14 protein-coding genes are annotated in these 15162 nt (G+C 51.1%); 4 read left to right on the top strand and 10 right to left on the bottom strand.

Annotated elements, in window-relative coordinates; translation table 11 throughout:
• Window positions 1–32: 32 nt before the first annotated feature.
• On the bottom strand, window positions 33–695 hold the full coding sequence (can, locus tag ACH0VJ_RS05440) for a carbonate dehydratase (protein WP_000651591.1): 663 nt from the start codon (window positions 693–695) through the stop codon (window positions 33–35).
• Window positions 696–803: 108 nt separating this feature from the next.
• Between can and ACH0VJ_RS05435 the strand changes: the two genes are divergently transcribed.
• Together ACH0VJ_RS05435 and ACH0VJ_RS05430 are read left to right on the top strand one after the other, a co-directional pair.
• A complete protein-coding gene (locus ACH0VJ_RS05435; RefSeq protein ID WP_000150619.1) occupies window positions 804–1730 on the top strand; it encodes an ABC transporter ATP-binding protein in 927 nt (308 codons plus the stop codon).
• Window positions 1727–2497 (top strand): ABC transporter permease, encoded by a 771-nt coding sequence (locus ACH0VJ_RS05430; protein ID WP_000983416.1) that lies wholly within the window; start codon window positions 1727–1729, stop codon window positions 2495–2497. The genes ACH0VJ_RS05435 and ACH0VJ_RS05430 overlap by 4 nt, the downstream gene beginning before the upstream one ends.
• 113 nt (window positions 2498–2610) lie before the next feature.
• Here ACH0VJ_RS05430 and ACH0VJ_RS05425 read toward each other — a convergent pair whose 3' ends face one another.
• The 4 genes from ACH0VJ_RS05425 to ACH0VJ_RS05410 are packed head-to-tail and all read right to left on the bottom strand — an operon-like array spanning window position 2611 to window position 7539.
• Window positions 2611–3687 carry a fimbrial protein gene (locus ACH0VJ_RS05425; protein WP_031622256.1) on the bottom strand — a complete coding sequence of 359 codons (1077 nt, stop codon included), beginning with the start codon at window positions 3685–3687 and terminating at the stop codon, window positions 2611–2613.
• Between the two features lie 8 nt (window positions 3688–3695).
• Window positions 3696–6242 (bottom strand): fimbrial outer membrane usher protein, encoded by a 2547-nt coding sequence (locus ACH0VJ_RS05420; protein WP_001231785.1) that lies wholly within the window; start codon window positions 6240–6242, stop codon window positions 3696–3698.
• A 26-nt stretch (window positions 6243–6268) separates the two neighbouring features.
• A complete protein-coding gene (stiB, locus tag ACH0VJ_RS05415) occupies window positions 6269–6952 on the bottom strand; it encodes a fimbrial biogenesis chaperone StiB (RefSeq protein WP_001086408.1) in 684 nt (227 codons plus the stop codon).
• Window positions 6953–6999: 47 nt separating this feature from the next.
• Window positions 7000–7539, bottom strand: coding sequence for a fimbrial protein (locus tag ACH0VJ_RS05410; protein WP_023196616.1), 540 nt, complete (start codon window positions 7537–7539; stop codon window positions 7000–7002).
• A 369-nt stretch (window positions 7540–7908) separates the two neighbouring features.
• Between ACH0VJ_RS05410 and ACH0VJ_RS05405 the strand changes: the two genes are divergently transcribed.
• Both ACH0VJ_RS05405 and ACH0VJ_RS05400 read left to right on the top strand, forming a co-directional pair.
• A complete protein-coding gene (locus ACH0VJ_RS05405) occupies window positions 7909–8349 on the top strand; it encodes a PTS sugar transporter subunit IIA (protein WP_000901958.1) in 441 nt (146 codons plus the stop codon).
• A gap of 61 nt (window positions 8350–8410) precedes the next feature.
• Window positions 8411–9640 (top strand): polysaccharide deacetylase family protein, encoded by a 1230-nt coding sequence (locus ACH0VJ_RS05400; protein WP_000245310.1) that lies wholly within the window; start codon window positions 8411–8413, stop codon window positions 9638–9640.
• Between the two features lies 1 nt (window position 9641).
• On the opposite strand, the gene ACH0VJ_RS05395 is transcribed toward ACH0VJ_RS05400, so the two are convergent.
• Genes ACH0VJ_RS05395 through ACH0VJ_RS05375 form a run of 5 tightly spaced genes read right to left on the bottom strand, consistent with a single transcriptional unit; the run spans window position 9642 to window position 15121 of the window.
• A complete protein-coding gene (locus ACH0VJ_RS05395; protein WP_000765501.1) occupies window positions 9642–10703 on the bottom strand; it encodes a fimbrial protein StkG in 1062 nt (353 codons plus the stop codon).
• Window positions 10704–10714: 11 nt separating this feature from the next.
• Complete coding sequence (locus tag ACH0VJ_RS05390) at window positions 10715–11314, bottom strand: fimbrial-like protein (protein WP_001186621.1); 600 nt, start codon at window positions 11312–11314, stop codon at window positions 10715–10717.
• Window positions 11315–11332: 18 nt separating this feature from the next.
• Window positions 11333–11890: a fimbrial protein gene (locus ACH0VJ_RS05385; protein WP_000673422.1), complete on the bottom strand. Its 558-nt coding sequence runs from the start codon at window positions 11888–11890 to the stop codon at window positions 11333–11335.
• Between the two features lie 26 nt (window positions 11891–11916).
• Window positions 11917–12501 carry a fimbrial protein gene (locus ACH0VJ_RS05380; RefSeq protein ID WP_001267116.1) on the bottom strand — a complete coding sequence of 195 codons (585 nt, stop codon included), beginning with the start codon at window positions 12499–12501 and terminating at the stop codon, window positions 11917–11919.
• Between the two features lie 22 nt (window positions 12502–12523).
• Window positions 12524–15121, bottom strand: a complete 2598-nt coding sequence (locus ACH0VJ_RS05375) for an outer membrane usher protein (protein WP_000898831.1) — start codon at window positions 15119–15121, stop codon at window positions 12524–12526.
• Window positions 15122–15162 lie beyond the last annotated feature (41 nt).

Below are 15162 nucleotides of genomic sequence, written 5' to 3'. Positions count from 1 at the left end.
TAAAGCGACTTATCCGGCCTATAGCTAATGGCTTATTGGTGGGGAATGTATTTCAGACTTAGGGCGGAAATACCCTTATGATAGCCGTTCTCCAGCGTTTCTCTGTTGGTGGCGGTGACGTCAAGATCGCGCAGCAGGCCATCATTGATACTGTACGCCCAGCCGTGAATGGTCACATTCTGACCGCGTTTCCACGCTGACTGCATAATGGTGGAATGCCCCAGGTTATAGACCTGCTCCATGACGTTCAATTCATAGAGCGCGTCCAGACGTTGCTCTTCGGGCATTTTTCCCAACAGCGAGCTATGTTTAAGCCAGATGTCGCGGATATGCAGCAGCCAGTTATTAATCAAGCCCAGCTCAGGGTTTTCTACCGCAGCCTTGATACCGCCGCAACCGGAGTGGCCGCAAATGATAATATGCTCAACTTCCAGAACATCTACCGCATACTGAACCACGGAGAGACAGTTCAGATCGGTGTGAATAACCAGGTTAGCCACATTACGGTGAACAAACAATTCGCCCGGTTCAAGCCCGGTTAAACGCTCTGCGGGAACGCGGCTGTCGGAACATCCAATCCATAGAAAGCGCGGTTTTTGCGCTTGCGCCAGTTTCTCAAAAAATCCGGGGTCCTCTTCCACCAGCATTTTTGACCATAGTGCATTGTTGCTGATGAGTGTATCTATGTCTTTCATGGAAGTTAACGACCTGTAACCAAATAAGTGCGTTGGGCTAATATAGGGCAACTCCGTAATTATTTAAACCATATATAAAGTGTAAGAACGTAAAGTAAGTGAGAATTTATGACCATTGCGCTGGAACTTCAACAACTTAAAAAAACCTATCCCGGCGGCGTTCAGGCGTTGCGCGGCATAGATTTGCAGGTCGAAGCGGGGGATTTTTACGCGCTTCTGGGGCCAAATGGAGCAGGGAAATCGACCACCATCGGTATTATCAGCTCATTGGTTAATAAAACGTCCGGGCGCGTTAACGTTTTTGGTTACGACCTGGAAAAAGACGTGGTTAACGCCAAGCGACAGCTTGGACTGGTGCCACAGGAGTTTAACTTTAACCCGTTTGAAACGGTGCAACAGATCGTAGTGAATCAGGCGGGTTATTATGGCGTGGAACATAAAGAGGCGGTTTTACGTAGCGAAAAGTATTTAAAACAGCTCGATCTGTGGGAAAAACGTCATGAACGCGCGCGGATGCTCTCCGGTGGGATGAAGCGCCGCCTGATGATCGCCCGCGCGCTGATGCATGAGCCTAAACTATTGATTCTCGATGAGCCGACGGCGGGCGTCGATATCGAATTGCGTCGCTCGATGTGGGGATTCCTGAAAGACTTAAACGCCAAAGGCACCACCATTATTCTCACCACCCACTATCTGGAAGAGGCGGAAATGCTGTGCCGCAATATCGGTATTATTCAGCACGGTGAGCTGGTGGAAAATACTTCCATGAAAAATCTGCTTTCAAAGCTGAAATCGGAGACATTTATTCTGGATTTAGCGCCAAAAAGCCCGCTACCTAAGCTTACGGGTTATCAATATCGTCTGGTGGATACCTCGACTCTGGAGGTGGAAGTGTTACGCGAGCAGGGGGTTAACAGCGTCTTTAGCCAACTGAGCGAGCAGGGGGTTCAGGTATTAAGTATGCGTAATAAAGCCAACCGTCTGGAAGAACTGTTTGTGTCGCTGGTGCATGAAAAACAAGGAGATCGCGCATGATGCAGCTTTACTGGGTTGCCCTTAAAAGCATCTGGGCGAAAGAGATCCACCGCTTTATGCGGATCTGGGTGCAAACGCTGGTGCCGCCTGTCATCACCATGACGCTCTATTTTATTATTTTCGGTAACCTGATTGGTTCGCGCATCGGCGAAATGCATGGTTTTAGCTATATGCAATTTATTGTGCCGGGCCTGATTATGATGGCGGTCATTACTAACTCCTACGCGAATGTCGCGTCGTCATTTTTTAGCGCCAAGTTTCAGCGCAATATTGAGGAACTGCTGGTCGCGCCGGTGCCAACGCACGTGATCATCGCCGGATTTGTCGGCGGCGGCGTAGCGCGCGGGCTGTGCGTAGGGATTCTGGTGACGGCGATTTCGCTCTTTTTCGTGCCTTTCCAGGTGCATTCCTGGATATTTGTCGCGCTAACGCTGATTCTGACTGCGATTCTGTTCTCGCTGGCCGGACTGCTGAACGCCGTGTTTGCGAAAACTTTTGACGATATCAGCCTGATCCCGACCTTCGTGCTGACGCCGCTGACCTACCTCGGCGGGGTATTTTACTCGCTGACGCTGCTGCCGCCGTTCTGGCAAGGGCTGTCGCACCTGAACCCGATCGTCTACATGATCAGCGGCTTCCGCTACGGCTTCCTGGGTATCCATGATGTACCGCTGGTGACGACGTTTGGCGTACTGGTGATCTTTATCGCCGCTTTCTACCTGCTGTGCTGGTCGCTGATCCAGCGTGGGCGCGGTTTGCGCAGTTAAGCGTTGACAGGGGCGTTGGGTTGCGCTTTGCTTCACCCCATCTACGGCTCCGTAATATCAATGGGTTACGGGTCTGTAGGTGGGGGGAGGCTTGCTGAACCCCAACGCTTCTCTCAGCGAATCTGAATCTCCAGCGTGGCGGTAGCCTGGTATTCTCCGGTGTGGGGAACATGTCCGGTGGTATTGACCGGCGCGGCGGTGAACTCGGTGCTGCCTTTACCGTCTGTGTAATCTTCAATCGGCAATTCGGCGCTGCCGCCGGGAACGATGGTCTTATCGTATTTATCGGAAATCCGTATCCCTAAATTCTCATTGTCGGTTTTCAGGTATTCCGGGTTGTGCGGATCGGTTTCTCCGTTCAATGACATTGACAGGTTGGTGCCGTCCGCCACGTTGCTACAGGTAAAGTTTACCTGAGTGGTGACGTGCGAGTTCTGCGGACTGTCGCCGAGATTACGAATATCTTTGCCCTCAATATCCGGCAGCCTGACCTCGATAACCTGCCCGGCGTTGATGGAACAGGACTGCGGCACGGTAATAGTTCCGGACATGGTGACGTGCGCGACAGGGGGAACGGCGGGGGAAATATTATCTCCGCTGCTGCCCGGCGTTTTTGATAAATAGAGATTCATGATCGTTGTTTGCGGGATCGAGATTTCGCCGACCAAAGGATGAGTAATATAAATCCTTACCGTGCCTTTATTGCCCGCCGTCATTGATTTCATTTCTGCATCGCCACAGCCGCCTGCGGAACTATCTTCATTGCTGATTGAGGAAAACGGGACAGGAATATTCTGGTTCAACTTCCCGGCTACATACGCTTCGGTGCCAATTTCCAGTTTGCCTGCCACGAGGACATAGTAATCCATATGTCCGTAGTATCGCGTCTCGCTGTGCGTGCCTTTCTGCGTCAGATCGCCGGTGGTCGCGGTGAAATAGTTGTACCCGCGATAATCACTGTTATCGCAGTCGCATTTAGCCGAATATTCTCCGCCAGCTGACCAGTGCTCTTCAACGATGGTTCCCGTCTGGTTCCCATCTGTATCGGTAATGGTTTGATTAAAACTAAAAGGAAAAGTATGCGTGCCGTTGGTGGGTTGACACCAGCCGCTTCCGTTGCCCATCGTTCCTTCTGCCAGCGCATGGTCTGAAAATAGCGACAGCGCCAGCAGTATCCATAAATTCTTCATTGTGTTCCTCACTGGCAGACGGCGTTCGCCATCACTATGCCGTTCATATTTTTGCTGATCTCCAGGCGGTAATCCGCGCGGCAAGAGGCGCTTCCCCAGTTCACCAGCAGCAGGCCCTCTTCCGGCAGGCCGCTGAGGAAGACCTGGCCTTTATCGCCGACGATACTGGCCAGGTTCGCATCCTGCCCATCGACGCTTGCCGTCGCGCCAAAGGGCACGGGCTCGCCATTGCTGCGCGTCAGCGTTAACAGCACGCGATAGCCCTTATGCGTGTCATACGCCGCGCGCACCACCGCATTACGCGTCGGATAGACGGTCTGGTTGTTGAGCGGAATATCCACGTTGTCAGCAAACGTGCTGCTGTCGAGCGAGATATCGTAGCGATAATACGGCGTGACGTTGGGGATCACCGTATAACCCCGGAAGTCGGTGGCGACGCCGGTCTGGTTTTCAACCGAAACGCCGCTGGCGCCGGGCGCTTTAATTAAAATCGCTGCGCCGGTAATCGGCTGGCTCAGGGTAATACCGTTTTCGTGCGCCAGAATGCCGCCGCTGATGCCGTAGCTGACCTGTTGGCTATCTGGCGACTGATTGTAACCGGCGTTGAGGTTGGCATAAGTGCCTTTGTAGCTGGCGTTTACCCCGCCGGAATCACCGTCTTGTGTGCTGTGGCTCTGCTGTAACGACCAGTTCAGGTTTCTGTCACGCAGCGCGGTGCCGCTAAGGGTGGTGCTATTCACCGTGGCATCGTGCTTACGCGTGTTCAGCATATAGCTGGCGTATAGCCTGGAATCGAACACCGTAAACGGAACGTGCAGCGACAGCGTGAACAGCCGATCGTTCTGGTTATAACGATCGTCGTCGTTGTCATCATCGTCATTGTTCGAACGGTACTGGTAGGTGTTTTTGTTATAGCTGTAGCTCAGCGTATAGCTCACCGGACCCCAGCTATTGTTGTAACTGGCGCTCAGGGATTCCATCTGCTGCGCGCTGTGCCAGTAATCTTCTTTGACCCAACTTAGCGTTAAGGAACCGAGCGTATCGCTAATTTGCTGGTTGACCGAAGCTTCGAAACGATTATGGCGCTTGCCGTAGTTATCATAAAAATCGTCGTCCGGGTTGATCACCTCGCTCAGCGAATTGTAGTTTTCGCTGGCGTAACGATAGCCGGCCAGCGAAAACGTGGTACCCGTACTGACGACGCCCTTGCTGTAGCGGACGCGCCAGGATTGCCCGATTTCTTTGCGGCCATCGTCAAATTTGGCGTGCGACCAGATGCCGTCCAGGGAAATGGCCCCCAGCATCTGCATATTTTGCCCGACGCCGAAGGCGACGGACTGGTATTTATCGCCGGCAATCTGGCTGCCGCCGTACAGGGTGATGCCCCATGGCAGGCCGTACAGCAGGGTCGCCTGGCCGAAGCCGTCCAGCGTGTGGTTGTTATAATCGCGGTATTTACCCACGGTCACGCTGTATTTTGCCCGTCCGGTGCGCTGCAGAATCGGCAGCGAAGAGTAGGGCACGATAAAATGCTGTTCGCTGCCGTCGGCTTCTTTTACCGTTACGTCATAGTCGCCGTTGCTGCCGGTGGGAAACATATCGTTGATTTCAAATTCGCCCGGCGAAACGGCGGTCTGATAGGCGATATAGCCGTTTTGCCGCACGATAACCTGCGCGTTTGAGCGGGCAATGCCGCGAATCGTCGGGGCGTAACCACGCTGGCTGTTGGGCTGCATTTGATCGTCAGAGGTAAGCTGGAGACCGCGAAAAGGTACGCTGTCGAACACATCGGATGGCGTATTGCTGTCTCCGGCGGTGAACTGGCTTTTCAGCGCGATAATGTCGCGCTGTAAATAGTTATAAACGCTGTTCCAGCTACCGCTCTCGCCGTTATTTGAACTCCAGTTACTGTAGTTGCGAAAACGCCACGGCCCGAGGTTAAAACCCGGCTGGAGAGCGAGATACTTCGATTCCGCATCGTCGGAATCCTCGCTGGAACCGTACTCTTTATAGCCGCTGAAGCTGTAGTTCAGCATCAGCGCGGTAATCCCCTCCTGCCACTTTTCCGGCGGCACGTAGCCGCGCGCGTTGTTGGCGATGTAGAGTTGCGGGATGCTTACTGATAATGCCTGTCGCTGAAAATCAAACTGCTGGCTGGCGCCGGGGATAACGTTGAGATCGACGCAGCCTTTTTCACTCTCCAGGGTTGGAAAAAGGTCGGTTTTGACGCCGTTATCTTTTAGTTCCTGAAGCCGTAAACAGCCCTGTAATGCCTGTTGACCGTCACTGAGCGTCGTGAGTTGAAAATCAACGTTTCGCGCGCCGATTTCTGTTTTGTTGATATTGATAGTGACGTAATAGGTGCCAGGCAGCTGGCTTTTGTCGTTATCAAATGTCGACAGATCGACGCTTGTGCGACTCGCCTGCCCATGGTTTTCAATAAATGCCGGATTGAAATAGTCGCGCGCCCATGCAACGTGTGTAAACGTGCTGCCCAGCGCGATACACACAGCGCAGCGCGATAAATAAAATACCCGGTGTTGCCTTTTGCGCATCGGCACTCTCATCCCTGTCACTCTTCTCAAGGCGTTTGTTTATGTTCGGGGCCAGTACCGCCAAAATCGTTGATGATAGACCAGACAATCGGGCCGCTGGCGGCGGCAGGCAGCGTGTACTGCGCGTTGCCGAAAGGCGCCACATAGCGCGGGGCTTTCACTTTTTGACTGCCAACGGAAAGGGTGGCGAAGTTCATATAATAGGGCGTGGGGTTCTTCACGGTGAGCGTGCGACCCTGACGCGACCAAGTTAACCGATCGGCAACTTCTTCTGGTTTTTGGGTTAACGCTTTTGGCCGGTAAATCAGCTTAAATTCCGCTTTAACGGCCAGCATGAGTGTGTTGTGTTTATTGTCCGGATTGCTGCTGGGAATCGATTTAATATCCAGCCAGTACAGCGACTCGCGATCTTCCGGCAAATTGCCGCCGGTACGGATAATTCGCAGTACGTTCTTTTGCCCGCCATTAAGGCGAAAAAGCGGCGGGGTGACCATAAACGGCGCATCGCCGCTCGCCCCGGTTTCGCTGATCGATTGCGCCCAGGACTGAATTAAATAGGGAACGTTGTCGCTATTGCTTATCGATATGGACGCATCTTTGGCGTCGCCGTGAAAAATAACCCGCGTTGTGCCGATGTTTATCCCTGCGGCATGCGCCAGCGAACCGCACAACAGGCAACAAAGCAACCCTGCTTTAGCCAATGAATTCATTGATGACCTCAATAAACAAAGGGGCCAGCCGACGCTGGCCGCCAGGATCAGTTATATTGCAGATAGAATGTTGCGGTTGCATCGACCGTTCCCGACTTAACGGGAACCGCGGTGGAGATATAGCGGGCGGTGAAAGGCATTGAGAGTGACGTCACCCCCTCTGCTGTAGGGAGGTTGACTGGGGCAGACCATGCCTGAAGATCGTTAAAGGTCATAGTGGTGCCAGCGTTATCAAGAATCTGCACGCCAATATTCTCAGCATCAGCGTCATTTTTCAGGATGGTCGCATCGGTTCCGTCGAGCGTACCTTCAAAGCGCGCCTGTACACTGCTGTAGATGTTTGCGTCGCAGTTTTCGAGTTCGATGGTGAAGTCTGTATCCCCTGCCGTCTGCCCTGCGGCAGTGAAAAGAGAGGCAAATTCGTCCTGTAATGTCACATCTATTGAATCCGTTGTTACCGTACAGGCGTTTTGCTTAATGAGGCCGGTGATATGTACGGTGCCGTCTTTGGCGGTGTCTGCCAGCGCGGCGGGGGAGAGGGTGATGGCAGCCAGTGCCACAGTGAGTGTTTTTAAGGTGAGTTTCATTATCTTTGATCCTTTAAGATATTATAAATATTGACATAGTAACAATATCTATAGTGTGGGAAGTTATTGTTCTTTTTATTCCCGAATGAGTAAATATAATGTCCGATGATTTTTGCGGCGCGAAGAAAAATTCAGAATACATAAATATGAAATATTTATAATATATATTTAATCAATTATTTTGGTGAGTGTTTGTTTAATTGAATCGCCGTGATTACCCTTTAATGGGCCAGATCCTATGAAGGCTGCTAACAATTTTAAAAATAATGCAAATTTTTTTGAATAAAAAATGATCGTGGTCATAGTGTATTGTCGGCCAAAAAAACATGCTGACATCATGCAGGATTGGAGCTCAATGGAGGAGAAGTTATGCTGGGATGGGTCATTTCCTGTCATGACGATCGGGCGCAGGAAATGCTCGAAGGTCTTGAAAAGAAGTATGGGCCGTTGGCGCAGTGTCGGGCGGTCAATTTCTGGCGTGGGTTAAGCGTAAATATGCTCAGCCGCATGATGTGTGACGCCCTCCATGCCACCGACTCCGGTGAAGGCGTGATATTTTTAACCGACATTTCCGGCGCGGCGCCTTATCGTGTCGCGTCGCTGATGAGCCATAAACATTCTCAATGTGAAGTTATTTCAGGTGTCAGCTATTCATTGATGGAGGAAATGATTCCCTGGCGAGAGTCAATGAGCAGTTCAGCATTTCGCGACCAGATTGTCGCGCTTGGCGCGCCGGATGTCACCAGTCTCTGGCATCAGCAGCAGAAAAATCCGCCTTTTGTATTGCTGCATGATTCGTATGAGTTTTGATCAATACCATTGACGACGCTTTTGCTACAATGACGGCGTTTTTTCGTCTTGGTTATGATATATGGTTATGCGCGTTGTTCTTATCTTGCTGTTCTTTTTCGCCGGTAATGTGTTGGCTGCCTTGCCCGCTCGTTATATGCAAACGACGAAAGATGCCGCCATCTGGTCGCAGATTGGCGACAAAATGGTGACCGTAGGGAATATCCGCGCCGGACAAATTCTTTCCGTAACGCCTGTTGCGGCTGATTATTATGCCTTTAAATTCGGCTTCGGTGTGGGGTTTATCGATAAAGGCCATCTGGAATCCGTGCAGGGAAAACAAAAAGTGGAAGATGGCCTGGGCGATCTTAACAAGCCGCTCAGCAATCAGAATCTGGTGACCTGGAAGGACACGCCGGTGTATAACGCGCCGGACATCAGTAGCGCCCCGTTTGGCGTATTGGTGGATAATTTGCGTTACCCCATTATTAGCAAGCTGAAAGGCCGGCTACATCAAACCTGGTATCAGATCCGTATTGGCGACAGGCTGGCTTATGTCAGCGCCATGGATGCGCAGGAAGACAACGGCATTCCGATTTTGACCTATCATCACATCTTACGTGATGAAGAGAATACTCGTTTTCGCCATACGTCCACCACGACTTCGGTTCGGGCATTCAGCAACCAAATGACCTGGCTTCGCGATCGCGGCTATGCCACGTTGACGATGTACCAACTGGAGGATTACATCCATAACCGCGCGAATTTCCCGGCGCGCGCGGTGGTTATCACCTTTGACGATGGCCTTAAATCGGTGAGTCGCTATGCATATCCGGTATTAAAGCAGTACGATATGAAAGCGACGGCATTTATTATCTCATCGCGTATTAAGCGCCATCCGCAAACATGGAATCCCAGGTCGCTGCAATTTATGAGCGTGTCCGAATTGCGCAAGATAAGCGATGTTTTTGATTTTCAGTCGCATACCCATTTTTTACACCGGGTAGACGGGCATCGCCGCCCGATTTTATATAGCCGCAGCTACCATAATATTCTGTTTGATTTTGAACGTTCGCGGAGGGCGCTCACACAGTTTACTCCGCACGTATTTTATCTTTCTTATCCCTTTGGCGGCTATAACGCGACCGCGATCAAAGCAGCAAAAGACGCCGGTTTCCATCTGGCGGTCACCACGGTGAGAGGGAAGGTGAAGCCGGGAGATAATCCGATGCTGCTCAAAAGGCTGTATATTCTGCGCACGGATTCGCTGGAAACCATGTCGCGGCTGATAGTCAATCAGCCGCAGGGGTAGTTTACTCGTAGGTTACCTGGAAGGTGACAGACGATCCGAAAATACCGGGTGTCACGGCCTCCGTCCCTGTTTTGACCAGCTTTGCTTTAAAGTTGGCGTTTACTGAGGTCACCGGCCTCCCGATTATATCGCCCACGGCAATGACTTCTGGCGAACTGTCGGCATGAATTTGCGAATAGGCCGGTGAGCTTATTTTTACGCCGACGCCGCCAGCCGCGGTAACGTTTGAGTTGCTGGTAATCGAGTTGGTAAACAGGTTCTTATCCGCATTGGTATATGAGGATTTCGCCACGAACGAGACTTCAATCGTCCCGGTACAGGTTCCGGTAATCTGAAAAGGCACCTCGGTGGTCTGATCTTTCTCCACGTCGCTTCGGTACCAATCACCTAAATTCACGGTGGTGGGCGCGGTAAGAATACAGGTCGGTTCGGAGAATGGAATGTTAAACATCATATCAGAAATGGTGATTAGCGGGCGAGGATGGTCAGATTCAGAACCTATGGGGTCTCCGAGAACAATGTGCCCCAATGGGCCGCCGATTGAGCTAATAAAACCGACTCCCGAAGGCACGCCATTAAAGCCGGGCATCTGGTAGATTTCCATCACGGCGTACCATTTTTTTTCATGTTCGAAATAGCCTTCGTTGTCGTCAGCATAAGCGGTCATATAATATTGACCAGGATTGACGGGAAACCATCCGGTAATGCCTTTCCCTGCGGGGTATAACCCAATGGCATACGTAATGCCGGGTATATTGGTGCGAAACAACGCCTTACCGTCGACATACCCTTCAAGTAAGGTGTTGTCCGTCATCTGGTAAATGTTCTCTCCATCATCCCCCACTGCACAGTGGCTATGCATTTCCGGCGTTAATTCCATCGTAATACCGCTAGCCAGCAGCGTGGCGGTTTGCACCGAGGGGTGAAAGGTAATGATTGGTTGAACGCCTGGCGACATTATCTGTCGTGTATCGCCATTGTAAAATTTACATTCCAGGGCACCATAGGCTACGCCGGATGCGCTCAACAATAACAGTGCGGCCAGATAAGGGAATAGCTTCATCATAAATCCTTTTATTCGTAGCTGACGTCAACCAACACGTTGCTGGTGACAACGCCGCTGACAACTGCGCCCGTATTCTGATAGCGCGCGTAAAACTGATAATCCGTTAAATACAGCGAACTGCTTTTTCCGCTGACGTCGTAAACTACGTTAGAACTGCCATCGCTGTTTAAGACGTTAGTTTTATAGTCTGCCGAGAAAATGACGATCCCCACGTTTTGCGCCGCGCCTGTTGTGGCATCATTTTTGAAAACCTGGTTTTGGTTGCTCCAAAAACCGGATTGCGGCGTAAAGCTGAACATCAACTGCTTGATGCTACTGTTATCTGCACAGTCTTCGAGACGCACGTTAAAAGGCGTGCCGCCCGCCTCGTCGGTAGGCGCATATTTACTGCTGCCGTCGTTATTGTAAAACCATGCCCGCGTGACGTTGGGAAGGTAGACTTCCCCCCCATTTTCCAGACTGAGTTTGCAGGTGCTGTTAACAATACTGGCGGTCAGATTGATATCCAAATTGGAACCCGCCTGGCTGATGCCAGACCAAAACCCGCCCGTCAGACCCATAAGCAACACAAGACTGGGCTGGCGTAAAAGAAACAGTAACTGTTGCATGAACAAATCACCTGAAAATTAAGGGTATGTCACAACAAAGGTGACCGGAGCCGTGACATCGCCGGCGGTGACGTCGCTCAGGCTTTTACCGTTTGCCACCACAATGCGTGACGTCATTGGGTAGGTACCCGCACCGTTGGTAATGGTCACCTCCTGTGCGGCTGGTGGCGTTTTACAAGACAGTTTCACCCCCGTGTCTGCATCGCCGCCCCAAATTTCGAAGGCGGTATTCAGGCCTGCCGCGTAAGAATCGCCGTCTAAATTATCACCGGAGCAGGTGCCGCCGGTGCCCGCTTTTGCTTCTACTTCTGCGATGGTTACGCCGGAACAATTGCTGAAGACAATGCTCAGTGGCATCGCTTTCTTGTTAAGATCCGATTTATATGTCTCACCATAGCCAATGGTGCTGACATTTTTTCCGTCACCATTAACGACGATAGCTTTACAGGTACCGGTTGTCACTGTGGTCTTGAAGGTCATTTGTACACTGTCGGTACCGGTAATGGCGGCTCTGCCCATTCCAGAGAATAAGACGGCAGAAACGGATAATGTGATTAAAGCTGATGTAAATTTCATAGTGATGCTCCGTAGATCTGCGTTAATTACTCGTAGCTAAATACGAAAGTCGCAACGGCTGAGAAAGCCCCTGTGGTAGCCGAATTTGCCTTGGTCTCTTTCATGATGGCGATCAGCGGAACCTCTTTACTGTTAATTTCTACCTCACTCCAGACCAGACGTTCTGAATCGGCGGTGGAGTTAATAACAAAAGGTTCATCTGGTTTGGATGCGCGCGCTACTGACACCCCTATATAGTCGGCTGAGCCTTTTATTCCATTCGTTAATATTTTTGTTGAAAACCCGGATGGCGTTCCGTTGATTGATGTCTTTAACGATTGAAGCGATGCCGGGCATTCAACAATCACTAATTTAAAATCTGCCGTTGCTGTTCCCGCTCTTACATCATCAATACGAACTTCACCACTACTATTACCAATGATTAATTCCTGTACCGTGTCGGAGCCTGTACCACCGACCAGTTTCATGTCACAGGTGGTTTCTTTAATTGTGGCCGTGAAGTTAACATCCAGGTTAGTGGAGTTAGCGGCAAGCGCACTTCCAGAAGCTGCCATTACGGCAAGTGCCGCGATGGGAAGACTGAGGCGGTTTCTTTTCATATAAACTCTCATTAGTTTTTCCCTAAACAGGTCATTACAGGTGACAAAGTTGATTGCTCAGTACGGGGGTGAGTCCCGCTTTTGCCGTGGTTTCAGTTAATTGGTAACGCACTGTACAGGTGCTTTCTTTACCACTGCCCCACACCACGCGAAGTTCGCCTTGCTGTTCTACGCCGCGCACGTACGCCTGTCCGGCCTGGCCTACGGTACCGACAGTTTCATTTTTCTCGTTAAGGACATCTGCGCCTAAAGGAATAAAGCCTTTATCGCTACGCAGTAATTCCAGAATCAGTGAGCGACCTTCATCGGTTTCAAAATTCACCAGCACGACGGCGCCGCTACGCGGTACGGTAACCGTGCTGGTGCTTTTGATTTCAACATCGTTCTCCAGTGTGCTGATATCCAGCGACACCCGGTTTTCGCGGTAGGCTGACATATACGGTAAAATGCCATAGCCCGAACTGCCGATTTCGCTGCTGCTGTAGCCCAGTCCTGCGCCTTGTGCGCCGCTGGCTTTCACCAGTGCGACGGCGTCGGTTTCGCCAATGCTGCCCGGCGCGAACGCTACGCCGCCAGAATGCAGCACCATGCCACCGCTGTAACTGGCGGAATATTGCTGGCTATTGTCGTCGCCAAACGAGGCGGAAAGCCCTAATGGGCCATAGCTGCTGTTAAGGGAGCCAAAGCCACTTACCTGATTCAGGTTGCCGTAATTACCGCTGCTGGAGGTGGCGCTCACGGAGTAGCTGATGTCGCTATCTTTGGTATTACCGCTGGCGGTGGAGTTGACGTTAGTACCGCCCTTCATGTCAGAACGCAGGCCCATGTTGATATTGGAGAAACCGCCAGAGCGTTCCCCGTTGTGGGAGAACATACTCAACGGAATACTGAAACTTAAATAGACGCTGTCGTCTTTACTGCCGTTCTGGTCATAGGCGCGTTGTAATGACACGCTATAGCTGCCGTAGGCAAAACTGTTGTTGTAACCCACGCTATAGTTGGCCGTGGAGCCCGCATCATTCCAGTAGTCCTGCCATGTTCCGCTGACATACACAGAGCCCCAGGTTGTTTCTCCCTGGTTTAAGGGCTGGTTGATGCTGATTTGCACCTGATTTTTGGTACGCTGGTAATCGGCATATAACTCATCACCTGAGCGATAACTTTGCTGCGCATATTGCTGATGTTTAACGCTGTCTTGCAAAGACGCGGCGTCATTCAGGCTGAGGTAGTCTTCAGTAGAAAAACGATAAGCGGCGACGTTAAATGAGGTATTGGTCGCCTCGATCATTTTGCTATAGGTCAGCCGGTAGCTTTGCCCGCTGAGCGTGCCTAAATCATCAATACTGGCGTGAGATTGCGTCACATCAAAGGCGAATGCGCCAATACCGGTGTTCATTGCCAGACCTAATAACCCAGCATAGAAATTCATATCGGTATATTGCGCGCCGATATAGCCGGTAAAGGTGTTGTTCAGGCCATAGTAAAACTGCGCGTAACCCACCTGCGGTTTATCATGTAAAGAATCATCGTTCAGCTCGCCGACGCCGATATCCCAGCGTGTCGCGCCGGGGCGTAACATTTGGGTGACTGACGAAAAGGGAACGGTAAAGCTGCGTTTGCTGCCGTCCGCTTCTTCTACGGTGACCAGCAGATCGTTACCATAACCTGTGGTGCTAAGGTCGTTAATCTCGAACGCCCCCGGCGGTACGGTGGTTTCGTAGATTTTATTGCCGCTTTGCATCACCGTGACTTTGGCATTGCTGTTGGCGACGCCGCGGATAACAGGCGCGTAGTTGCTGGAGCCCATCGGTAACATGCGGTCATCGTTATACATCCGTATCCCGCTCAGGCTGAAGGAGTCAAACGCATCGCCACGGGTGTAGGAATCGCCTATCACCATTTGCGCTTTCAGCGCGGTGATATCTCGCTGTAAATAAACGTCCTGATTGTTGTATTCGCTACCGGTATCTTTGTTCCAGTTAAGGCTACCTCGGGAACGCAAACGCCACGGTCCCATATTTAAACCGTAACGTAGCCCCACGTAAGCGGTATCGGACGTTGTGCCATTGCCTTCACTGTGCCAGGCGTTCATATCATAAGAGACGATGGCCGCCGGAACGCCATCTTCCCACAGTGAGGGGTCAACATACCCGGCAGGACGTTTCAGGATATAAATCTGCGGGAAGTTGAGATCCATCGCCTGTTTGCCGGAATCGTAATTCGCCGTCGCACCGGGGTAGTATTTTTTTATATCCAGACACGTGGTGTTGTCGTCGACCTCGACGTCATCGCGCATTGCGGCGGGATCAACACCTGCCTGGGTGAGTAAAAGCGGCGTCAGACATGCACTGGCGCGTGGCGTACCGTTTTCATTAAAGGTAATTTCAGAGGTAGATTTCAACGCATTGTTAAGATTCACTTTCACACGATAGGTTCCGGCAAGCACCGGGTTGCCATACGCATAGCGACTAATATCGATATTAGCGCTGCTATTAAGTAAAAATTGCTCGTTAAATTCTACGGCTTCGTCCGACTCAACAACGGTTTTTTCTGCTGCTGAATTTGCAGCAGAAACGGAAAAAGGGAGTGCAGCGCCAATAGTAAGACATAATAATGAGCGTTGAAATAGCATTGTTTTTCCGAATAATTAACGTGGACCAGAATGGCCCACTA

The sequence above is a fragment of the Salmonella sp. 2020_1459 genome (assembly GCF_043847915.1).
GTDB classification, from domain to species: Bacteria; Pseudomonadota; Gammaproteobacteria; order Enterobacterales; family Enterobacteriaceae; genus Salmonella; species Salmonella enterica.
Note: the sequence above shows the minus strand (reverse complement) of the source record. Positions and strands in the feature narration are given on the sequence as shown.

Excerpts from the sequence above, each read along its gene's own strand:
- can (WP_000651591.1), bottom strand. The coding sequence starts at position 695 with ATGAAAGACATAGATACACTCATCAGCAACAATGCACTATGGTCAAAA.
- ACH0VJ_RS05435 (WP_000150619.1), top strand. The coding sequence starts at position 804 with ATGACCATTGCGCTGGAACTTCAACAACTTAAAAAAACCTATCCCGGC.
- ACH0VJ_RS05430 (WP_000983416.1), top strand. The coding sequence starts at position 1,727 with ATGATGCAGCTTTACTGGGTTGCCCTTAAAAGCATCTGGGCGAAAGAG.
- ACH0VJ_RS05425 (WP_031622256.1), bottom strand. The coding sequence starts at position 3,687 with ATGAAGAATTTATGGATACTGCTGGCGCTGTCGCTATTTTCAGACCAT.
- ACH0VJ_RS05420 (WP_001231785.1), bottom strand. The coding sequence starts at position 6,242 with ATGCGCAAAAGGCAACACCGGGTATTTTATTTATCGCGCTGCGCTGTG.
- stiB (WP_001086408.1), bottom strand. The coding sequence starts at position 6,952 with ATGAATTCATTGGCTAAAGCAGGGTTGCTTTGTTGCCTGTTGTGCGGT.
- ACH0VJ_RS05410 (WP_023196616.1), bottom strand. The coding sequence starts at position 7,539 with ATGAAACTCACCTTAAAAACACTCACTGTGGCACTGGCTGCCATCACC.
- ACH0VJ_RS05405 (WP_000901958.1), top strand. The coding sequence starts at position 7,909 with ATGCTGGGATGGGTCATTTCCTGTCATGACGATCGGGCGCAGGAAATG.
- ACH0VJ_RS05400 (WP_000245310.1), top strand. The coding sequence starts at position 8,411 with ATGGTTATGCGCGTTGTTCTTATCTTGCTGTTCTTTTTCGCCGGTAAT.
- ACH0VJ_RS05395 (WP_000765501.1), bottom strand. The coding sequence starts at position 10,703 with ATGAAGCTATTCCCTTATCTGGCCGCACTGTTATTGTTGAGCGCATCC.
- ACH0VJ_RS05390 (WP_001186621.1), bottom strand. The coding sequence starts at position 11,314 with ATGCAACAGTTACTGTTTCTTTTACGCCAGCCCAGTCTTGTGTTGCTT.
- ACH0VJ_RS05385 (WP_000673422.1), bottom strand. The coding sequence starts at position 11,890 with ATGAAATTTACATCAGCTTTAATCACATTATCCGTTTCTGCCGTCTTA.
- ACH0VJ_RS05380 (WP_001267116.1), bottom strand. The coding sequence starts at position 12,501 with ATGAGAGTTTATATGAAAAGAAACCGCCTCAGTCTTCCCATCGCGGCA.
- ACH0VJ_RS05375 (WP_000898831.1), bottom strand. The coding sequence starts at position 15,121 with ATGCTATTTCAACGCTCATTATTATGTCTTACTATTGGCGCTGCACTC.